Raw genomic sequence first — 18,289 nt, forward strand, 5'->3', positions numbered from 1 at the left:
ATTCAGACGGTCGCGAGCCGCTGGCGCCGTTCGTGCACCTCGTTATGGACGAGGTCGCGAAGGTGTTGGGCTATGGTGCCATCCTTCTCTTCGATCGAGAGGGTGGCGTTGATTTTCTCTTCGCGTTTGCGGACTGGCTCATAAGCTGACATCGCGAGGAGCGACGAGGCCACAGAGACAAAGATCGCCGGGAAGAAGACAAACAGACGCAGAAACCAGTGAACTTCTCCGTCCATCACATTGGTCGGATCCTTCCCGAACACCATGGCCGTGAAGGAGTGCAACTGGCTGTCGTTAACGGCGTCACGGTGATCTCTTTCTCGGGTTGTGACCACCGCTTTCTGGTCGGCAACCGCCTGTTCGAATTCGGCGGTCTTCTCACCGGCCGCGTTGCGTTTAGTTACGGCTTCTTCGCGCAGCCCGCGCAGCCCCTCCATCTGCTCAACGATGGCCTTTCCCTCCCATGGCACCGGCACGTATTTGGTCCGCGTCTCTTTGCGGTAGCCAGTAGTTTTACCACGCTTGTTGTGGATCGGGACTTTGACGGTGATCACGATCTTTCTGGCCGGCGGCGGTGGGCCGATGGTATCCAGATTGTCGTTCAGCTTCTTGATTTGTTCGTCGAGCGACTTGATCTGCTCGTCGAATGGACCTTCTGCAGTTTGGGCGTTGTCACGCTGTGCGATGACCTTGCTGAGTTCGGCTCGCGCAATCTCAAGGCTGGTCGCAGCCTTCTGAACCTCTCGCAGACGGGGGTGGAACATTTGCTCGGCAACCTGGCTCATCGACTTCACGGTGATGCCACATGCCATCAGAATCCCGAGCAGGAGAAAGCCGCGCATGATCCACGAGTTGGCAGTTCGAAAGCCGTGGACGAGAGGCAGGCGCACTGCCTCTGCAACACAAAAGGCGACGGTCGCGATGACCGCGATCCACCATGCTTCCGAATGGCCGGACAGGGAAAAATTCCAGCCACCGATCTGGGCGACCACTATTGATGACGGTCGATCGTCCGCGTAGCGGTTGGCAAACTGGATGCCCGCTGCCAGCGATGATCCGATGATGGCGACCTCGACGATGTAGGCAACCCCGAGAGCTTTCCAGTTTATGAGCCAGCCGCGCCTGGAATCGCGTATGGCGTTGAACATCCGCCGGCCACGCCGGGCCTTTCTGTAACTGGTGACAGCAGTCATTATCTGAAACCTTTCAAATCTAGCCATTGAGGCGGGCGTCAGGTCCACACCACGTTTGCAGTCGCTGCAGCTTGGCCGCACTTCCGGGTTTGTAGCGTTGAGCGAAGCCCTCGCGGACGAGAGTTTCGCCGATATCGATATCGCCCACGAACACCTTGGCGAGCGTCCGACGGTATCGATCCTCCCCATCGCGCTCGATGCGGACTTCGCCGCGGTTGAGCAGCTCACGCAGGCGCTGCTTCGCCTTGAGCCCAAGCACGAGTTCGTTCTCACAGCGGGAGTGAAATGTCTCTGGCGTATCGATCGATAGAATCCGGATGCGTTCGCGGCCGATGGCAATGGTGTCACCGTCGATGATGACGATGTTCGACGCAGCTGACGGAACCGACGTCTTCGACGAGGGCGCTTCGGCCATCGGCATCGGATTGGCGAATAACATCCTCGACGAGGGCGCGCGTGCGTCCATTGCGGCTCCCTGGGATTTCGAGGTAACCCGCATTTCCATTTCCTCGGGCACCTTGAGCACGGGCATATCTCGCAACGGCACGTCGAGTACCGTCTTCTGCGCCGGCAATACGGCGAACTGGCGTTCATTCAGTTGATGGAATATTGCGAAGCTTCCGATCACCAGGGCAACAAGCCCGGGAAGCGCTGGCGCCGCGATGATCCCAATCCAGAGCCTGATTGCTCGTGTCCTAAGATGAAGACTGCGCCTCTTTCCTTGGGGAGCTGCGAAAATTTCTCCGGATCGGAAGGCGACGATCGCCGCCTGGATCGCGCGTGCCCTGGCCTCGGCGCGAGGCGCAGGCACCGCGGCGCTCCTCAGGATATCGAATTCGTCTTTTGCCATGATCACACTTCCTCAAGCGAGCGCATCGCCCGCCTCAGTCGTTTCTTGGCTTCGTGAATGTGCCAGGAAATCGTTGCTTCCGCGCAAGCCATCATTTTGGCTGCCGCCGAATGGCTTAGGCCCTCGCTGTAGACCAGAAGCACGGCCTCGCGCTGTTTGTCGGGGAGCTGGCGGATGGCCGCCCAGAGCGCCTCGTTGCGATCGTCGGCCGCATGCAGCTCGGCACGTATCAGCACGCCATAAGCTTCCGCCTTAGCCGCTTCGCGTCTGCTCCTGCGGGCCAGGTCGCGCGCCGCATTCAGCGTTAGGGCATAGAGCCAGCTCGTCAACGCGCCGTTACCTTTGAAGCCCCGGATCGCGCGTCCGAGCCTGACGCAGACTTCCTGAGCAATGTCCTCTGCATCAACGCGGCTTCCGCTCCAGCGGTACGCGACACGATAGACGAAATCGTAGTGGCGTTCGACCAGAGCGCCGAAAGCCGCCTCGTCCCCCCCGACGCGCGCATTCGATCAATTCGCGGTCGGAGGTCTCGCCCTCTTCCTGAAAGATCGCCGTCATTGCCCGTGAGACGCCGCTGTTGTGACGTTTCTTGGGGTGTTGCGACAAAATATTCTGCAGCCTGTCCGGACATGCCACGATCCACCGATCGGCGCTTCGGTGACGAGCGCGGCAGCGAGCAGCTTCCACGCAAGGCCACCCGGTAGATGGGAAAGTTCGAGCACGGCTTACTCCTTTCCTGCGACGGATACGGCTCATGCCGTGCAGCCGATCTTTTTGTGCTTGAGGGCAGACAAAGCCGCCCTCACGGCGTTACCCATCCGGGTAAGCTCTTCATCGGGCGCGTATCGCTAGGTCACGCGCGCTGTATAAGGAGTTTTGCGGGGGAGGGGAGTCGAGCGCCCGCCAAATTCTTACGATTTCATGCCAGGGCAGTATCCATGCGTAGGAAACAAACAGCGGCAGGGTTCGGAAGCCCCAACAGCGCCGTTGGTGAATTCAGATGGCGGCCTCTGCCGTTCGACAAGCGCATTGAGGCTTAAAAGCCAGCACTTTGAATTTATTACCCCATCGAGCCGCAGTAGCTGGTGACCTTGGGATTGGTCTGCGGGTTTTGCGGCGACTTCATATGCCTGCTTCTTGTTAAGCTTGTGCGGAAGACCTCTTCCTACGGAACCACGACTTGTAGTGTCCCCGGCAGTTGTACTACCTATGGCTGTTTGATCAGAAAGGAGGTGCTGGTGTGGCACGGCGTTGCTTTCGTGAAGATGTCCCGCCTGGAGGTCTTAAAATGACCGGCCCGGAGGACGAACTGAGCGAAGAGCATGAGCGGCAAATCTGCCGGTTCATGAAGAAGGACTATGTCCCCGGCGAGCGCTTGCGTATGCTGGGTCTTGGTCGTGCGATGGTGCTCAACCACCGTCTGATGGAAGAGGCCGCGAGGAAAAAGAAGGACGGCGGAGCCTAAGACGCAGGCCTGCGGCCTTCACTACCGCCCCTCGCGTCTTATGGTGGCGGCATACCGGGCAAGCGGCCTAGTGTGGTCCTGTATAAGCAGCGCGCGTCGGAAGTCCGCAATACCGATTGGGGTGGCTGGCGGACGGCGCAAATTAGACGGAACACCCAGGGCACAATATTAGACCCTGGTCACGGCCCTCGGGCCAAGGCGATCCTGGATGGGTCTGGGCGCATCCGAGCGAAATTCTGCAAGCCACTCAAGGACGGCCGTTTGGTCCGGGGCTACCCCGGCAGCCAAAATCTGAAATTCGCCGTCCTTGCCGACCCGCGACAGCGGGAAATGACTTTCTTTTTGGGTTAAGTAGACTCATTGCTGAGCCACGCGTTTGGCTACCTTGCTGAGCGTCGATCGGGAGCAACCGGTTGCGGCAACAATGTCATTCCAGCACTGCCCCTTCTTCAGCATCTGCAGGATGGCGGCGTTCCGCTCTGTGTCCTCCCTCCTCGCGCGAAACCCCGGCTGCCTTCGCCTTCGCTATCCCCTGAGCCTGGCGGCGGCGTCGGTCCTAGACCGTCTCGCACGCGCCTTCTTGGCGTCGATGGCTAAAAGGTGTCTTGCACTTTTATGTAGTTAGTATTACACACTACACAATGGGTTTCGGTGACTATATTCGAAAGCGCCGTGAGGATCTCCAGGTGAGAAACTCAGGCTTCTCGCTGCGCAAGATGGCAGGACGGATCGGTATTCAGCCGACCTACCTCAGCAAGATTGAACGGGGTGAGTTCGACCCGCCATCCGAACAGACGATACGGGCCATCGCAAAGGAATTGGATGAAGATCAGGATGTCCTACTTGCAATGGGGGGAAAGGTTTCCAGCGATTTGCAGGAGATCATCCGCAAGCGCCCGCAAGTCTTCGCCAATCTGCTGCGCGAATTGAAGCAAGCCCCTGATCACGCAATTCTTCGCGTCGTTAGGGAGGTGCGGGATGGAGAATGGTAAGAATAAACGGAAGGGACGGCCATGATTACGCTTGAAGACAATAGCCTTGTATTCCGCTTTCCTGACCTCGACGAGAAGGCTGAGTTCCGGTTGAATTTCCAGCGGACCTTGAGAATACCGGATGATGGCAGAACGTATCCGCTTCCAGCAGGGCTCGGACGATTCCCCATCGCCCATGTTGATGATCATGCGTCAAATCTGCCGCCCCGCCTGGTGAGACGTGGCGGAGTTCTCATCCCCATGTGGCAATCGGAAGCCATGTGGATCAATTTTTCAAACCGCGCAAACTATCACGGCAGCGCTAGCTATCCATTCGCCGTGAAGATCGCGACCGGCAAAATCAATGCGGTGACCGGAACGACGTGGTCAGAGGGTCTTTCGGACGATCCTCAGGACTACGTTGTGGTGACCAGGCAGCCCTGGCTCGACGGATATTGCGTGGAGAAAGGCATCATTCGGCAGTTCGTTGCGGTCCGCCTTGGAGAGGGCGTGACGATTGAGGAGCAGATCACCGGCGCGGCGGAGCATGGGGGCGTGCAGATCATTGCCTATCCAATGAAACCGGATGTGTATGAGCGACTATTCGGCCATCGGGATGTGATCTCGTACCTCGATGCTTGTGAAAAAAGCATCTCTGAGAACTCGTTGTCGATGATGGGACTCGCAGCTGGCGGCAAGATGCGGCAAGAGATCTTTGAAGATCCATACGGGATAGACGCTTGGGATCAAACCACGTCGTCGCGGTGCTTCATCACAATTGCCAGGGCAGAGGACTGGAAGACGATTACGGGCGCCGAAGCGCCCACCCAACCTCTGAACCGTAAGCAATACGCGTCGGCGGGTATACCCTGGTTCGACTACTATGATCCCAAATTGAAGGCACTCGGAGGCTCTTCTGTCCTGGCGAAGGTAATATCCGTCTTTGGCGGCAAAGAGGAAAATGGAGGAAAAATCTTTCCGCCGGTGAATATTGGCCCTTCTATCCGTCCGGTCAGGGAATTCGAATCTGACAGAAGCAACGAGCTTCAACGTCAACTGGATCAGTGCTTGGAAAAGTTTGGCGACATCGCCGACGCGCTGAAGGTGCTGCAGAAGCATGTTGCGGAAACCGTCGCTTCGCTGGAAGGCACCTTGAAGGAACGAGAGCGACCAAGAGGTCCCAAGACAATCCTTCAGGTCATATACAAGGGATCGCCCATCATTAGAGAGCACGCAGCAGATGTTCTTGCCGAGGTCATCCGGAAGGTTGGAGTCGACAGGGTCCATACTCTGAATCTCAAGCTGGGTGGATTGCCACTTGCTAGCAAGTCAATGCCTCCATCAGATCGAGGCTTCCGGAATGTCGATGGATATTTTGTAATTACTCACGCCAGCAATGCTGACAAGAAAGTTGTCTTGGAGGAGATCGCTAGGAGGCTTAGCCTGGACCTGCGGGTGGACGTTCTTCAAGCCGTCGCGTGAGCCGGGGCTTCCCGCTATGGAAGGATCGACTATCGACCTCGTCTACGGGTCTCGCCAGCATTCTGAATCTGCCAAGCCGATGGCGTTAAATCGCAGAAAATTGGCGGTCCCCCGTAATAATATCTCGGTGCGCGAGCTTATCTAGTCTGCATGCGGTTGTAGGCCCAGCGTGGCTCACGGCCCGTGTTCGACGAGGAATCCATGATGTACACACAGGGCCTCCTTCAGGGTCTAGATCGTCTGAAAGGCGTCAGTCTGTTCCCGCATCAGGCCGACGGCGTCGCATTCCTGCTCTCGAAGAAGCGAGCGATCCTTGGCGATGACATGGGCCTCGGCAAGACCCGCCAGGCAATCGCAGCAATGGAGGTCGGCGCACCCGATGGGCCTATCCTTATCGTCTGCCCGGCAGCCCTGAAGCTCAACTGGCGCCGCGAGATCAAGATGGTCTTCCCCAATGCCCTCATCGAGGTCATCGGATTCGACAGTCAGCCGGTCGAAGGTGCCCGCTGGATCATCGTAAACTACGACCTACTGCGGAAGAACGCCGAGAGGCTTCGATCGATCGGATGGGAAGGCGTCATCCTGGACGAGGCCCACTTCATCAAGAACAATAGCCAAAGGACATCCGACTGCCTCAAGCTGCTCGGGGTACAAAATGAGAAGCACGCCCCGCTGATCGGCCCCGGCTTCGTGTTCCTGCTGACCGGGACGCCGATGACCAACCGGCCGCGCGACCTCTTCAACCTGCTGCGCTGCGTCGGCCATCCTGCGTCTCGCTCCTTCCTCTCTTTCGCCAAGCGCTACTGCGAAGCCTATCGCAACGATTTCGGCTGGGTGACGACGGGCGCCTCGAACCTTGCTGAGCTCAACCTGCTGATGAAGGAGGTCATGCTTCGGCGCACCAAGGATGAAGTGCTTGACCTGCCGCCGAAGTTGCGGAGCTGGATCCCGGTCGATGTGTCCGCGAAGCCATCGGTTCTGAGGGCTATCGAGACGTTCCTGTCGTGGTATCAAAGGACGGATCCTGCCAGGCCGAACGACAAGGAGTTTTTAGGCCGGCTCACCAAGGTGAGGACGCAACTCCATGCAGCCAAGCACGACGCCGTAGCCGAGCGGATCAGGGACATCGTCGCTGCAGGCGAGAAGGTGGTCGTCTTCACCTGCTACTCAGCAGGTATCGAACGCCACAAGAAGGTCTGGGGCGACGCGGCGGTGACTATCACTGGCAGCGACAGCTTGGAATCCCGTCAGGCCGCGGTCGATCGCTTTCAGGATGATCCGGACGCGAAGGTGGCATTGTGCAACCTCATCGCAGGCGGCGTGGGCATTACTCTCACAGCTTCGCGTCATGTCCTGTTCCAGGATTTGGACTGGGTGCCCGCCAATCATGCTCAGGCCGAGGACCGATGCTACCGCCTCGGACAGACTAGAAGCGTTACGGTCGAATACTTCCAGGCGGCGAACTCGCTCGACGGGTACATTGCCGAGCTCCTCGAACGAAAGATGCAGCTAATCGCGGCGGTCGAGGCGGACGAGCTTCCCGATGCCTCAATCCTGGAGGAGCTTCAAGCTGGGTTGCGGGCGCTTGCACCGGCTATGTTCGAGGAGGTCAGGCTCGCTCGTAGCGGGGCGGCGCCTGCCGCGACCGTTGAGGCGCTGACCCGATCACTGCGGCCAAGTGCGCCTGTCGAGACCGAGATCGAAATAAATGGCTATTGGGAGTTCCCCAGTTCGCGCAGTCCGGCCGAAATCTATCGTGTGACCTTCGGACGCGCTGGGCATCTGGAGTGCACGTGCAAGGGCTTCGAGTTCCGGGGAAATTGCAAGCACGTGCAAGAGGTGCGGGCTACGGGAGCTGACGGCCAATGAGGCGACACACTCCCAGACAGCGAGTTATCAATCTGCTGGCCGCGCGTTTGCGCTGTCGCCGATATTGTGGCAGCGGAACGAATTTAGGAACACGGACGCATAACGAGGTGATGCCAGGTGCCACCTGGAAGTATGTGCGCAACTGGCTCGTCCAGCACGGCAAGCTTTTCGGCACCATTTTCGTCTTATGCGGAACACTTCTCATGACGGACCAGGCGAACGGCGAAAGCATTTCCGTAGGCGGCGTCGCGTTAGACTCCGCTTACGCAGGATTCAGCCGTGGGAAGGTCACAGATAATAGAAAAGAAAATCATAGATATGGCTATACCGTCACGTATCACGGTCACGAGAGTGAAGCTACGATCTACGTGTACAGCAATAGCCAACGCGAGATTCCCAACGGCCCGGCATCGCAAGTGGTCATGGAGGAGTTTAATCAGGTGACACAAGACGTCGTTGCTTTTGGGCAATTGACAGGTAGAAAGATTGAGCTTGTCGACCGATACGGGACAGGCTCCCCAGAGCGGGGTATGGAATTCTTGTGCGCTGAATTTGTCGTGAGCGACCAGTGGGGGTCGCGACGCACGTTTGCCTATGTGACAGGTGCGGCTAATCAGTTCGTGAAGATCAGGGTAACGCTGCGGACCAATGATCCGAGAGACCCTACGGCGCGCAATTTCGTGGATGCTGTTGCCAGCGGGCTTTGGCAAAGCAATTGAAAGCATGATGGCGGCGCCACTGATCGCGGTCCACAACGCTGCAATGGAAGCGCAATTCTGCGAATCGCGTTGAGCGCTAGCCGTTCGACCCAATCATCACAACCTTCCCCACCCGCGCATTCGAAATCAATATCTGGAGTTTCTCGATGGCAAAAGGATTGGCACCTCTAAAGCTCAGGGGTGTTACTCAATAATTTCAAATAAATGCGTCAAAAATTGGCGGAGGGCGGTTCCTCCCTACAACCGGCGATGGAGTTCCACTGAATAAGGTCTGATTTGCGTACACGTTTGACCCCTCGCCATAGGGATCAGACGCGCCTTATGACCTTTGTCTCGATCAGAGAATGCAGGTGAGCGCGGAGCCCCATTGGGATGTGTCCACCCTTGATTACGACGCCTGCTTCCATATTTTTCTCAAGCGCGTGGCCGGTCAAATTTGCACTGGTCAGGAATGCAATGCTCCCGTCGGCCACAGCCAACTTCGCATGAACCTTTCCTTCGGAAAACGGGGCTGATCTGCTGATCCAGCCATACATGGACGCCGTAGGCACAAGCCTCTTCATCGGGGCGATATGATCGACAGACAGACTTCCTCCATCGCTCGTAGACGTTTCCATAAGAATTCGAATCTCTATGTCGCGATGAGCAGCGGCATTTAGTTCATCAACGATCGAGGAAACGCCGTGCGCGACGAAGCTGACGAGAAAGAGGTCGGTTCGGGCGTTCCGAATGATATCCAGGAGCACTTGTTCAGTGCGCCTCGTTGCCACGAACGGAGTCGTCGGACCCGTCCAGACGAATTCGACACTGGTCTCACGCAGCGTCTCTTGGCGGGCATGCGCAGCGCCCAGCAATATGCCAGCCAGGACATCTCCGGCGATCGACGCCCGTTCCCAGGCAGTCAGAAGCCGATCCAGCGCGACCTGGGCAGCCGGTGTCCCTACTACTCGATACAGCCCGTGATTTCTCATTAGCGGCGTCATTCTCCGAACGCGTGCGGCGATGACTCCGATCTTGGATGGAGACAGCAGGGAAACGAGTTCCATGACGGCATTCAATAGAGGCTCCATCACACGTTCCGAAAAAACGCAGCGTCGGGATATTCCAAGGTGGGAACCACTAATGCGCGATCAAGATGTCTGTTGCCCCGTTCGCAGGATGTCTCCGATACGAAGGAACAGGCGTGACAGGCCGCACCATGTAACGACTGATCCTTGCTAGGGTCGTGCTCGGAGCACAAGGGATCGGACGCGCAAATATGTGCCCGATCCAGAGCTTGGTGGAGCAGCCGCCCGAGATTCTCGGGTTTACCCAACTCGACCAATCCACCGAGCGTCCCGTCAGAGTCGGCGGCTGCGGTGTAGATGAGGAAGCCGGCCTGATCCTTGTCGCCGTCGACCTCGGCGTAAACCCGCTCGCGAATGCTGGCGGCATTGTAACCGCACTCGAGCGCCAGTTCCCTGATCAGCATGTGCGCGAGCGTATGGAGCATCACATACCGTGCACCAGGATAGCCTTCATTCGGATCCAGATTTCGCTTGTGCCGCCATCCGCGATGACCCGTGCGCAAACGAGCGTCGAGCGATTTGACCGCTTCCGTGTTCGCCCACGACTTCAGGGCGTCAGAGTCGAAGCGAACGAAAATTCCCTCGCCATGGACCTGGGTCGCGGGCACCCAATCGGGAGCCGAACGCCCGAGCGGGGCACGTGGTGCCGCGGCGTCCCCCGTTCCTTCGTCAGGAGACTCGACACGCGTGAACCCCAGCAGCGCATTCACCTCGCGTAGCCGTTCGAGAAGCAGCACGCGTCTGACCGTCACTTCGAAGCCCGACGGAATTCCGACCTTCTTGCTCATGAAATGTGGGTAGTCGGTCGGCGGATTCTCGGCGGTGAGGATATCCCATTCCGGACCCTTGAGATCACTTTGTCCGACTTCGGTCGTTCCATTCCGGTGTGCTACTATGGCGGACCATATCTGATCGTTCGTGAACTGCTCGATGCCGGGAAGCAGTGCGGCCTTTTTGAGCATCTTGACGGCGAGATCGACCTTGTCTGGAGACGAGACGTCTTCGAAGAATGTCCAGCCGTCTCCGACGAGTTGGATCAAGGGGCTGCCCGTTTGCGGGATGGCGAGGACCGACAAGGTCACAGGGAACCAACTATTGGTGGCGCCGAGCAGAATGGCACGCGGCTCTTCGGCACAATCGTCGTCGAAGCGATCGACGTGCGAATGCCTTCCACGGCAGCCCGGGAGATTATCCCGGCCAGCCTGTCCAAAGGCTTGGGCCATGTTCTTCGAGGCGCCGCAGCCATCGCATTTGACCCACAGATTCTCGGTCTGAAGCGATGCGCCGCTCTCGAAGAATCTCAGCGTCGCTCGACAATCGCTCGGTCCGCCGTGAACGAACCAATTCCACGCAAAATCGTCCAAATGCCCGGCACGACAAGCCATTAGAAAGCGGGCCGGCACGGCGTCGGCATCCCGCGCTCGCTGATCATTCTTCGAGCCACGGCAGCCCTCATGGACGAACCGGGTCAGCTCCGGGCGATATCTGTTTTCCTTCAGCTTGAACAAGCCGGCGTCGTATGGTGATAGCAGGCCGCATTTCACGCAGCGCAACCATCTCGGAAAAGGCTTCACTGGAACGCCGATCAGTGCAGCGGCGGAGAATGGATCAACGATGTCGCGTTCGCTGATCGGCGGCATACGCAAGGAGTCTACTTGCGGACCGAGCGCGCTTCGCACGTTCGCCAGCAGGCGAGCTTCCTGGATCGGTTGGCATCTATCCTTTTCCCAACGGTCGATCCCCATGGTGACCACCGAGAGGTTGGGCAGGTCTATCAGCGCACCGGGACCGTAGGTCCACAGGAGCTGGCTCGGCCGGATCTCGCCTACGGGGGTCTTGCTCATGCGTTGTCCTCGTCCGCTTGGGTCACCCGAGCTCGCCATGCCGGATCATTCGTCGAGCGAGCATCTTCCATCACCAATCTCACTCCGGGCTCGACCTCCCGCATCGACATCGGGACGGTCCAATCGGTCCAAGGCTTGACGCCAGGTGCTTCCAGCAGCGGATAAGCCGTTGGACCCGCACCATATTTCTGATAGACGAGCGTGCGACCGCCGACGCCGGCTTCCTTGGCCCATTCGTCTGCGCGGCTTTTCAGCTCCGCCTCCGTCAAAGTCTTCTTGCCGGCGTCTTCGGTGACCTCCCACGTCCGGGCAGCAACGGCTCGAATGGTTTCCCGCATTTCGCTGCGACTAGGGCTGTTCATCGCACCAGCACCAGTGTTCGGGGCGAACGGGTCGTAGGAGTGGCGCATGATCGAGAGCATCGCACCGGTGAGTCCGCGGTCCAGCGCTCGGGGGGAGAAGGGCGTGACCGACTGCGCCTCGACATGCTGATAAAAGGTCGCGTGATATTGTTCGAACGTCTCGTAATGCGAGAGATCACGCGGCCGCGCCCACGTGAGCACGGTGGCGACCAAGCCAGGAGGCGTGCGGCCCACGCGGCTGGTCGCTTGGATATATTCGGCTGTGCCCTTTGGCTGGCCGTTGACGACCATGACGCCTAACCGGTTCACGTCGACGCCGACCGAAAGCATATTCGTCGCCAGGACGACATCGATCGGACGGGGATCTCCGGGATTCCTGCTCGAGGCCCATTTGCCTGTCGCCGAATCGAATGTCCCGTCGAAGGGCACTTCGAGTTGATCGAGATAGCGCGGGATATCGTGACTGGAGACGCGCGACGTCAACTCGCGGACGTCGTCGACCCGACGTTGCGACAAGCCCGGTCGATCGACGAGGCTCATGCTCACGCGGAAGGAACGCGTCTGGACGTCGTCTTCTGCGAGGCGCTTCATCCCGCCGAGTTCACGCAGAGAGTTGAAGTAGCCGACGAGCGTCATGTAGGGGTCGGCCACCGGCCCAAACCGATCGAACAGTGCCTGCGCGGCGGTCAGGAACGCCGTGTAGGTCCTGATCAGCACCGCAGGACGCGAGCTGCCGGGTGCACAGATACCCATATACCGCCGCCCTGGCTTTTCGCTGATCGGTCTCTGAACCGAGAAGAAGTTGTCTTCGACGTCCAGGCCTGAAGGTGGGAACACCGAGATACGGCGCATGAACACATTGCGCACCTGATCATCGGCCCGCCGCACGGTCGCGGTGGAGGCGACGACCTTGGGGCGAACCTTCGTGTCGCCAAGAGTCCAGCTGCTCAGTTCGTCGACGGCCGTCTCGTACAGACCGACCATAGTGCCTAGTGGGCCGCTTATGAGATGGAACTCGTCCTGGATGATGAGGTCTGGCGGCCTGATGGCACGTACCTGCTTTACGCTGGCGGCCGGATGTGAACCCGTCGCTCGGTGCCCGGTGCCACAGCCGTGGCTCGGCCAGAGCAAGCCATGGCGTCCACACTCCTGATCGACGCGGCCGAACAGGTTCCGCACCTCAGGGCGCCAGGCCATCATCGCGAACTTGTCCACGGTCGCGATCATCATCGTCGGTGGGCGGTGATAAATTTCCTCGTCGACGACCTTCACGGGAAGCCCCGGGTGAGACTGGCCGTTGGACTTCGCCTTCGAGAAATCGCAGCTACCGAGCTTGTCGCCGCAGTGGATCAGCGTTCTGCCGGCGATCCTGTCGACCTCGATGTCGCGTCCACCGGAGATCTCCGAACCGCACCAAGGGCAGCTGGTCAGCTGTGCAGGCGAAGCGATACCCGCCTTGTTACGATCGTTGTTGCGAATGGCCTGGACCGCTTGGTGAGACGCTTCGGTCGTTCCCGGTGTCACACGATTGCCGACCCAGAGACCGAGCGTGAACGGTTCCTTGCCCCACGTCTTGTCGTCTGCACGACGGATGACTTCCATCGCGCAGAGTAGCGTCGTTGCCCTCTGGAACTGCTGCAGCGTCAGCAGCCGCAGCGTGTAGCGCATGATGACGGCGAGACCGCGGGAAGCGTCGAGGCCGCCCAGATCATTCTTCAGGCGGCGCATGGCCATGGCGAACGCCGCCACGCCGAGATAGGCCTCGGTCTTGCCGCCACCCGTCGGGAACCAGAGCAGATCGGCGAACGCCTCGACCGGCTTCGTCCGGTCCGGATGAGTCGGATCGGCGAGCGACGGGATTGACAGTAGCAGGAATGCCAGCTGGAACGGGCGCCACGATCTGTTCTTCGTCACGTCCAACGTGGTCACATCCACGGTCTCGTTTCGTCTGCGCTTAAGAGCGTAGATGCTTCGGATACGCTGCATCGCCATGGACCGGTTGGCGAAGCGGAACGCCTCCAGCGCCTTGGGATCCGCAAAGAGAGTGTCCATGCCGTCCCGAAGGCGGCGCAGGATGTCCTCGCAGCGTTCTATGACGTCCTTTCCTGGATCGTCGAAGTCGGTGACCTCGGTTCCCAGCCGCGTTTTCTGCTCGACGATCCAAACCGCGTAGTCGTCGACGAGGCACGAGAGAGCTTCTCGCAGCGCGTCCGGCGCCACCTCCGCCAACCAGGTCATGTCGAGCCAGTCGTCGTCGACCATACGCCGCGTGGCTGGGCGGTCCCTGGGATCAAGTCCGGGCGTTTCCGTTACAGCGACCTCGTATCGAGGGATGATTTCGGTACGGATAAGATGCGCCTTCGTCGAATTTTCGGGTGTCGTTTCAGCGTGGACCGACACGCCGTGCCCGACGGCAAATTCGAGGCGATTGCGATAGATCAGCGCCAGTCGGTCGCGTTCTGGATCGTCGACGATGATTTCGTTGGTCGGGCGCCGCCGGAAGACTGATTTTTCGTCGAGACCATCTGGGGCGGTAACAACGATTTCCGGTTGAAACAGCCAGGCGCGATCCTTGTTGTCGTCCGGCTCTACCTGGCCGTTGACCAGGAACAGTGTGATCAGCCGTTCCCCCTTATTGTTCGTCCGGACTGTGCCTTGGAGGCGGACGTCCGGCTGCTCCCGATCAGGCGTAGAAGGCCTTATCTGGCCGTCGTAGAGCGACAATGAGACGACACCACCGCACGGAATCCGCTTCCACACCCTGACCTTGTTTTCTTCCTCCTTGCCAGTCTCACGGTTCTTGCGGACCTTGACGACATCATGCTCTTCGTTGGGCACACGCTCGTAGCGCCCCCATCGGGCTTCGACCGCGATCGTGTTGACATCCGGTGCGACGCAAAAAGTGAAACCCATACTGGACGGCACGAGGGATTGGTTGTTGGTAGTGTCGATCTCATCGAGTGCGTCACTTTCGGGCTCCACCCGCCCAGATGCACTAGCGAATTCTGCGCCCGGTTCGTGGATCGGCGCCGTTCGTTCGTCCTCGAGATCGCCAACCTCATCCGCAGCGGCAGCCGGTTCGACTCGGGGCGCTTCATCGTCGTCCGGCCGACGCGGCGCGAGCTTCCCCACTAGGTAACGGTCGCGGACGCTCATGTCATTGATAAGCTCGTGCGGTCCTCCCGCCGGGCCGAGGAGATCGTCTCGTACGGCCAGCTCCAAAATATCCCGCACGTAAACGACGTCTTCGATCAGTGAAATCGTCTCGGGTGCATCGCCTGTCAGCTTCTGCGTCGCATAGACGAAAGAGGGCCAGTCGAGCCTTTGGATCCGTCCAGATGAGACGAGTGACAGCCCTAGGTCGTTCAATGAGGCTGTTTCTTCGATTATCGCATTTCGCGCGAGGAGGAGCATGGTTTTCGTCTCAGTCGAGCGAATGCGCAGCACTTGGCAGATGCGGGAGATCCTGTTCTCCACCGGCGAGACGACCAACACCCAATCCCCCTCGTGAATACCGCCGAAATGATTTGGATCGCCTTTGAACTCTAGGATATAAGGCGACTGGCTTCGGCCCTCGGCCAAATCCGGCGCTATCCAGGAATTCATCGCTGTTGCCACAGAGCTCTTCAAACTTGCCTCGTCTTCCAAACGCTGTCCGATAACATTATTTGCCATGTTCACCTGCAATTCCGTGAGCCCAGTGACGATGATCCTCTCATTGAAGCGTTCATTGCCTAGTTGAGCATTGAGCCGGCCAAGCAGTTCATCGAGAAAGCTGCTTGAAAGCGATTTCACGCCAGTGAAATCGATTTTGATAGGCCCCTCGACCTCAGGTAACAGCGCGAGGACCTTTCGCCGGATTCGGGTTGCTGGAGGACGGCTGCCCGTGTGGCTGCACTCGTCGCGAATGATGATGCCGCGATCCGCCACCCGCTCTCCCTCAGAAAAAATGAAGACGGATCCACGCTCCCCGATCCAGGTCTCACCGAGAGGAACGGGATGGTCAAGATCGAAAGACATCAGTACACCGGTCCCCAAGATATGGGGTCCATTCCGAAAGTGACCGTCTCCACCTCCGCGCATCTCGTATGTCGCCGAACCCGACCAGACGGAAAGCGAGCCGTGGTTCTTCCGAAGGATTTCGAGACTGCCGGCCATTCCGTTTCCCTGGCCAATCGCCTTGTCGCGCGTGATGCCCCGACGTAGAGCCATCTCGATCGCGTCTTTATCGCTGTCGAGGGAGAAGGATCCCGAGAGGGATCCTCGGATCCCGATCCCACCATCGCAAATCGCTATGTCGAGGTGTTTCTCTTGGGGGAAAAGCTGCGCGCAGACCACACCGGGGCTCATGGAATTGGCATGGATAAAGATGTTGTCGATGATTTCATTTACCGCCCATTCGAAGGCTGGCAGGAATGCGGGCGCGTCATCGAATTGCTGAAGCACCATATCGGCGATCCTGTTGACGGCCTCGAAGACCGCCTCGCCGTCCTTCACTAGGAGGATAGGAATGAAACGGCCGGCCTCCGGCAAACGTCGATGGTTAGGTTCCGCCAGCCCAAGAGACTGGTGGAAGTTCATTCGCGCAAGATAAATGATAGATGGCCCATCGCCCGAAACATGAATCGTGCGTCCGGCAGACTTCTGGCTGAGCAGCCAACTCGTCAGGAGCCCAATTGCCCCTGTCTCTAGAAAGCAGTCGCTGGCGACGCGTACTACGATGGATTGGTCAGCGGGCTCACATTGTCCAATAGCCGCTTGAATCTCGTCAACGCCAGCCCTACCAGCAAGTGCGATCGTCGCCATGGGTCGCTATTCCAACGGAAACTCTGTATGGAGAAAGGCTCTTACACTGTCCAGCGTGTTGTAGCCATGAGTCACCAGGATATCGGCAATGTCCTTGCCGGAAAGAAAGATGATCGGATGGCGATCTTCGCGGACTTCCTCATAAGCTTGCCTGGCAATCACCGACGTCGTGACTAGCACGCCGAATTGCCGGTGGCGAATGCGGGAGATCAACCGTGACACCTCCCTGATCCCGACCGTGTTAGGCCCTCGATCATCAAGTGGGGGGCGGTAACATTTGGCTTCGAGGGAAAACTCCGCATAGACGGGATCGTCCGACAAACCGAGCAGATAGCGTCCAACCGCATCGCGTCCGCCATCGACGCTTCCGCGTGTAATTTCATCGACTATGGCCCGCTGGTCATGCATCTGGAAGATGCGGGCCGCAAAGAATTCGAACGAATGGGGCGAGTTCTCAAAGTGGCTGTATACGATCCCCAGTATTGACTTCTTTGCGTCAGTTTCCGGCGTCTGCGCCTCCTGGCTTCGAATAACTGTCGTGCTTTCGGCGCAGAGTGGTCGGCTTCGGCCTGTACGGACCCATTCGGTCCAAGTGCCTGGTGCATTTGCGGACATTGGGCTTCCGGCGGCTACGTCTGCCAGCCAGGCGCGTGGAACCACAGCTACGTCCAGCACAGTGAAGACGGCTTGGTAGTTCTGAAAGCGCTTGCCTTCGGTCGTCTTCCAGACAGCGACGAGATCAGCATTTGATGTGAGCCCCGGAAAGCCGGGAATAGCCAGTCCTTTGAACTGCACGGATCTCGAGCTGATCGGCGTCGCATATTTTTGGAAAACAAGAAATGGTGGGATCGACGCGCGATCTGGTGGTGTGCCGTGGAGATTATCGAAAGCGCGCCGGAGGATCATATTGCCGCCCCGCCGTGTATCATGAAGCTCGTGACCGGGGCTTTTGTTGTCGCCGAAATAGCTGAATTTGCCAGTGCTCGTATCCAAATTGTCGGGCCAATCGGGATCCTCGCCGCTCGTATAAAGGATTACCAGGCTCTTTCTCTCACCACGGCCCGCAGCACGAAAGCCGCCTCGGTTTCCGATTCCAGGCAGTAGTCTCGAGAGCGCTTCGCCGACCAGCTGTCCGCCCGCATCACCTTCATAGACGGCATCAACAAAAAGGTCGGCGTTCGGTAGTGCCGAATATGGAATAATTCGAGGCATCTAGTTCGACCGTCCGATCGAGCGACCACGCTTGATGATCGATTCCTCTGGCTTAGCGGATTCCAAACCGTGCGGAACTTGTTTGATTTCGTCCTTGTGCCCCTCATCGATGCACGCGAGCAGGGCACATTTGGGATCGTTGACAAGGATGTCGCTGGATGAGCGCAGCCTCAACGCCACAATCCCCGCTCTTTGAGCGGCATCATTGGATCTAAGGGGGCGATGGTGGAAATCGATCGTGACGGCATCGAGGTCCGAGCGGATGCGAGGGATACGACCCACCTCGGAGACGTTGACGCTATCGTCCAGAACGACGGCCCATTGGTCCTCCTCGATTGCACTGTGAGTTGTCGGCCCGACGCCGATACGCACGGAATAACGGGGCGAGCCGGGCACCCTCTTGACGATCCAAGCCCTGACGGGTGGCTCGGTGGTCAGACCGGCCATTG

The 18,289-nt window shown here is 58.7% G+C and carries 13 protein-coding genes and 1 pseudogene; 5 read left to right on the forward strand and 9 right to left on the reverse strand.

All coding sequences use genetic code 11. The annotated features are described in order from the left end of the window. Positions 1-2 precede the first annotated feature (2 nt). The 3 genes and pseudogenes from G5V57_RS18115 to G5V57_RS18125 all read right to left on the reverse strand — a co-directional run bounded on the left by G5V57_RS18115 (position 3) and on the right by G5V57_RS18125 (position 2,601). Positions 3-1,193, reverse strand: a complete 1,191-nt coding sequence (locus G5V57_RS18115) for a hypothetical protein (protein WP_165168977.1) — start codon at positions 1,191-1,193, stop codon at positions 3-5. A 19-nt stretch (positions 1,194-1,212) separates the two neighbouring features. After that, positions 1,213-1,821 carry a thermonuclease family protein gene (locus G5V57_RS18120; protein WP_165168978.1) on the reverse strand — a complete coding sequence of 203 codons (609 nt, stop codon included), beginning with the start codon at positions 1,819-1,821 and terminating at the stop codon, positions 1,213-1,215. Between the two features lie 224 nt (positions 1,822-2,045). Continuing rightward, positions 2,046-2,601: pseudogene (locus tag G5V57_RS18125) on the reverse strand (RNA polymerase sigma factor). Positions 2,602-3,331: 730 nt separating this feature from the next. On the opposite strand from G5V57_RS18125, the gene G5V57_RS18130 reads away from it, so the two are divergent. Continuing rightward, entirely contained in the window at positions 3,332-3,508 is a 177-nt protein-coding gene (locus G5V57_RS18130) for a hypothetical protein (protein ID WP_165168979.1), read from the forward strand. A gap of 357 nt (positions 3,509-3,865) precedes the next feature. On the opposite strand, the gene G5V57_RS35300 is transcribed toward G5V57_RS18130, so the two are convergent. Beyond that, positions 3,866-3,964: a hypothetical protein gene (locus tag G5V57_RS35300; RefSeq protein ID WP_371744540.1), complete on the reverse strand. Its 99-nt coding sequence runs from the start codon at positions 3,962-3,964 to the stop codon at positions 3,866-3,868. Positions 3,965-4,149: 185 nt separating this feature from the next. Between G5V57_RS35300 and G5V57_RS18140 the strand changes: the two genes are divergently transcribed. The 4 genes from G5V57_RS18140 (at position 4,150) to G5V57_RS18155 (ending at position 8,549) form a co-directional block, all read left to right on the forward strand. Beyond that, positions 4,150-4,500: a helix-turn-helix domain-containing protein gene (locus tag G5V57_RS18140; RefSeq protein WP_165168980.1), complete on the forward strand. Its 351-nt coding sequence runs from the start codon at positions 4,150-4,152 to the stop codon at positions 4,498-4,500. A 21-nt stretch (positions 4,501-4,521) separates the two neighbouring features. Next, positions 4,522-5,961, forward strand: coding sequence for a hypothetical protein (locus G5V57_RS18145; RefSeq protein WP_165168981.1), 1,440 nt, complete (start codon positions 4,522-4,524; stop codon positions 5,959-5,961). Positions 5,962-6,162: 201 nt separating this feature from the next. Continuing rightward, on the forward strand, positions 6,163-7,830 hold the full coding sequence (locus G5V57_RS18150) for a DEAD/DEAH box helicase (RefSeq protein WP_165168982.1): 1,668 nt from the start codon (positions 6,163-6,165) through the stop codon (positions 7,828-7,830). Positions 7,831-7,940: 110 nt separating this feature from the next. Continuing rightward, on the forward strand, positions 7,941-8,549 hold the full coding sequence (locus G5V57_RS18155) for a hypothetical protein (protein WP_165168983.1): 609 nt from the start codon (positions 7,941-7,943) through the stop codon (positions 8,547-8,549). Positions 8,550-8,857: 308 nt separating this feature from the next. Here G5V57_RS18155 and drmC read toward each other — a convergent pair whose 3' ends face one another. Genes drmC through G5V57_RS18180 form a run of 5 tightly spaced genes read right to left on the reverse strand, consistent with a single transcriptional unit; the run spans position 8,858 to position 18,287 of the window. After that, a complete protein-coding gene (gene drmC / locus G5V57_RS18160) occupies positions 8,858-9,595 on the reverse strand; it encodes a DISARM system phospholipase D-like protein DrmC (RefSeq protein WP_206530067.1) in 738 nt (245 codons plus the stop codon). Positions 9,596-9,618: 23 nt separating this feature from the next. Then, entirely contained in the window at positions 9,619-11,460 is a 1,842-nt protein-coding gene (gene drmB / locus G5V57_RS18165; RefSeq protein ID WP_165168985.1) for a DUF1998 domain-containing protein, read from the reverse strand. Next, entirely contained in the window at positions 11,457-16,628 is a 5,172-nt protein-coding gene (gene drmA / locus G5V57_RS18170; RefSeq protein WP_165168986.1) for a DISARM system helicase DrmA, read from the reverse strand. Before drmA ends, drmB begins: the two co-directional genes overlap by 4 nt. Before the next feature lie 6 nt (positions 16,629-16,634). Next, positions 16,635-17,840: a restriction endonuclease gene (locus tag G5V57_RS18175; protein WP_165168987.1), complete on the reverse strand. Its 1,206-nt coding sequence runs from the start codon at positions 17,838-17,840 to the stop codon at positions 16,635-16,637. Continuing rightward, complete coding sequence (locus G5V57_RS18180; RefSeq protein ID WP_165168988.1) at positions 17,841-18,287, reverse strand: hypothetical protein; 447 nt, start codon at positions 18,285-18,287, stop codon at positions 17,841-17,843. Positions 18,288-18,289: the final 2 nt, after the last annotated feature.

The organism is Nordella sp. HKS 07, assembly GCF_011046735.1.
Classification (GTDB): domain Bacteria; phylum Pseudomonadota; class Alphaproteobacteria; order Rhizobiales; family Aestuariivirgaceae; genus Taklimakanibacter.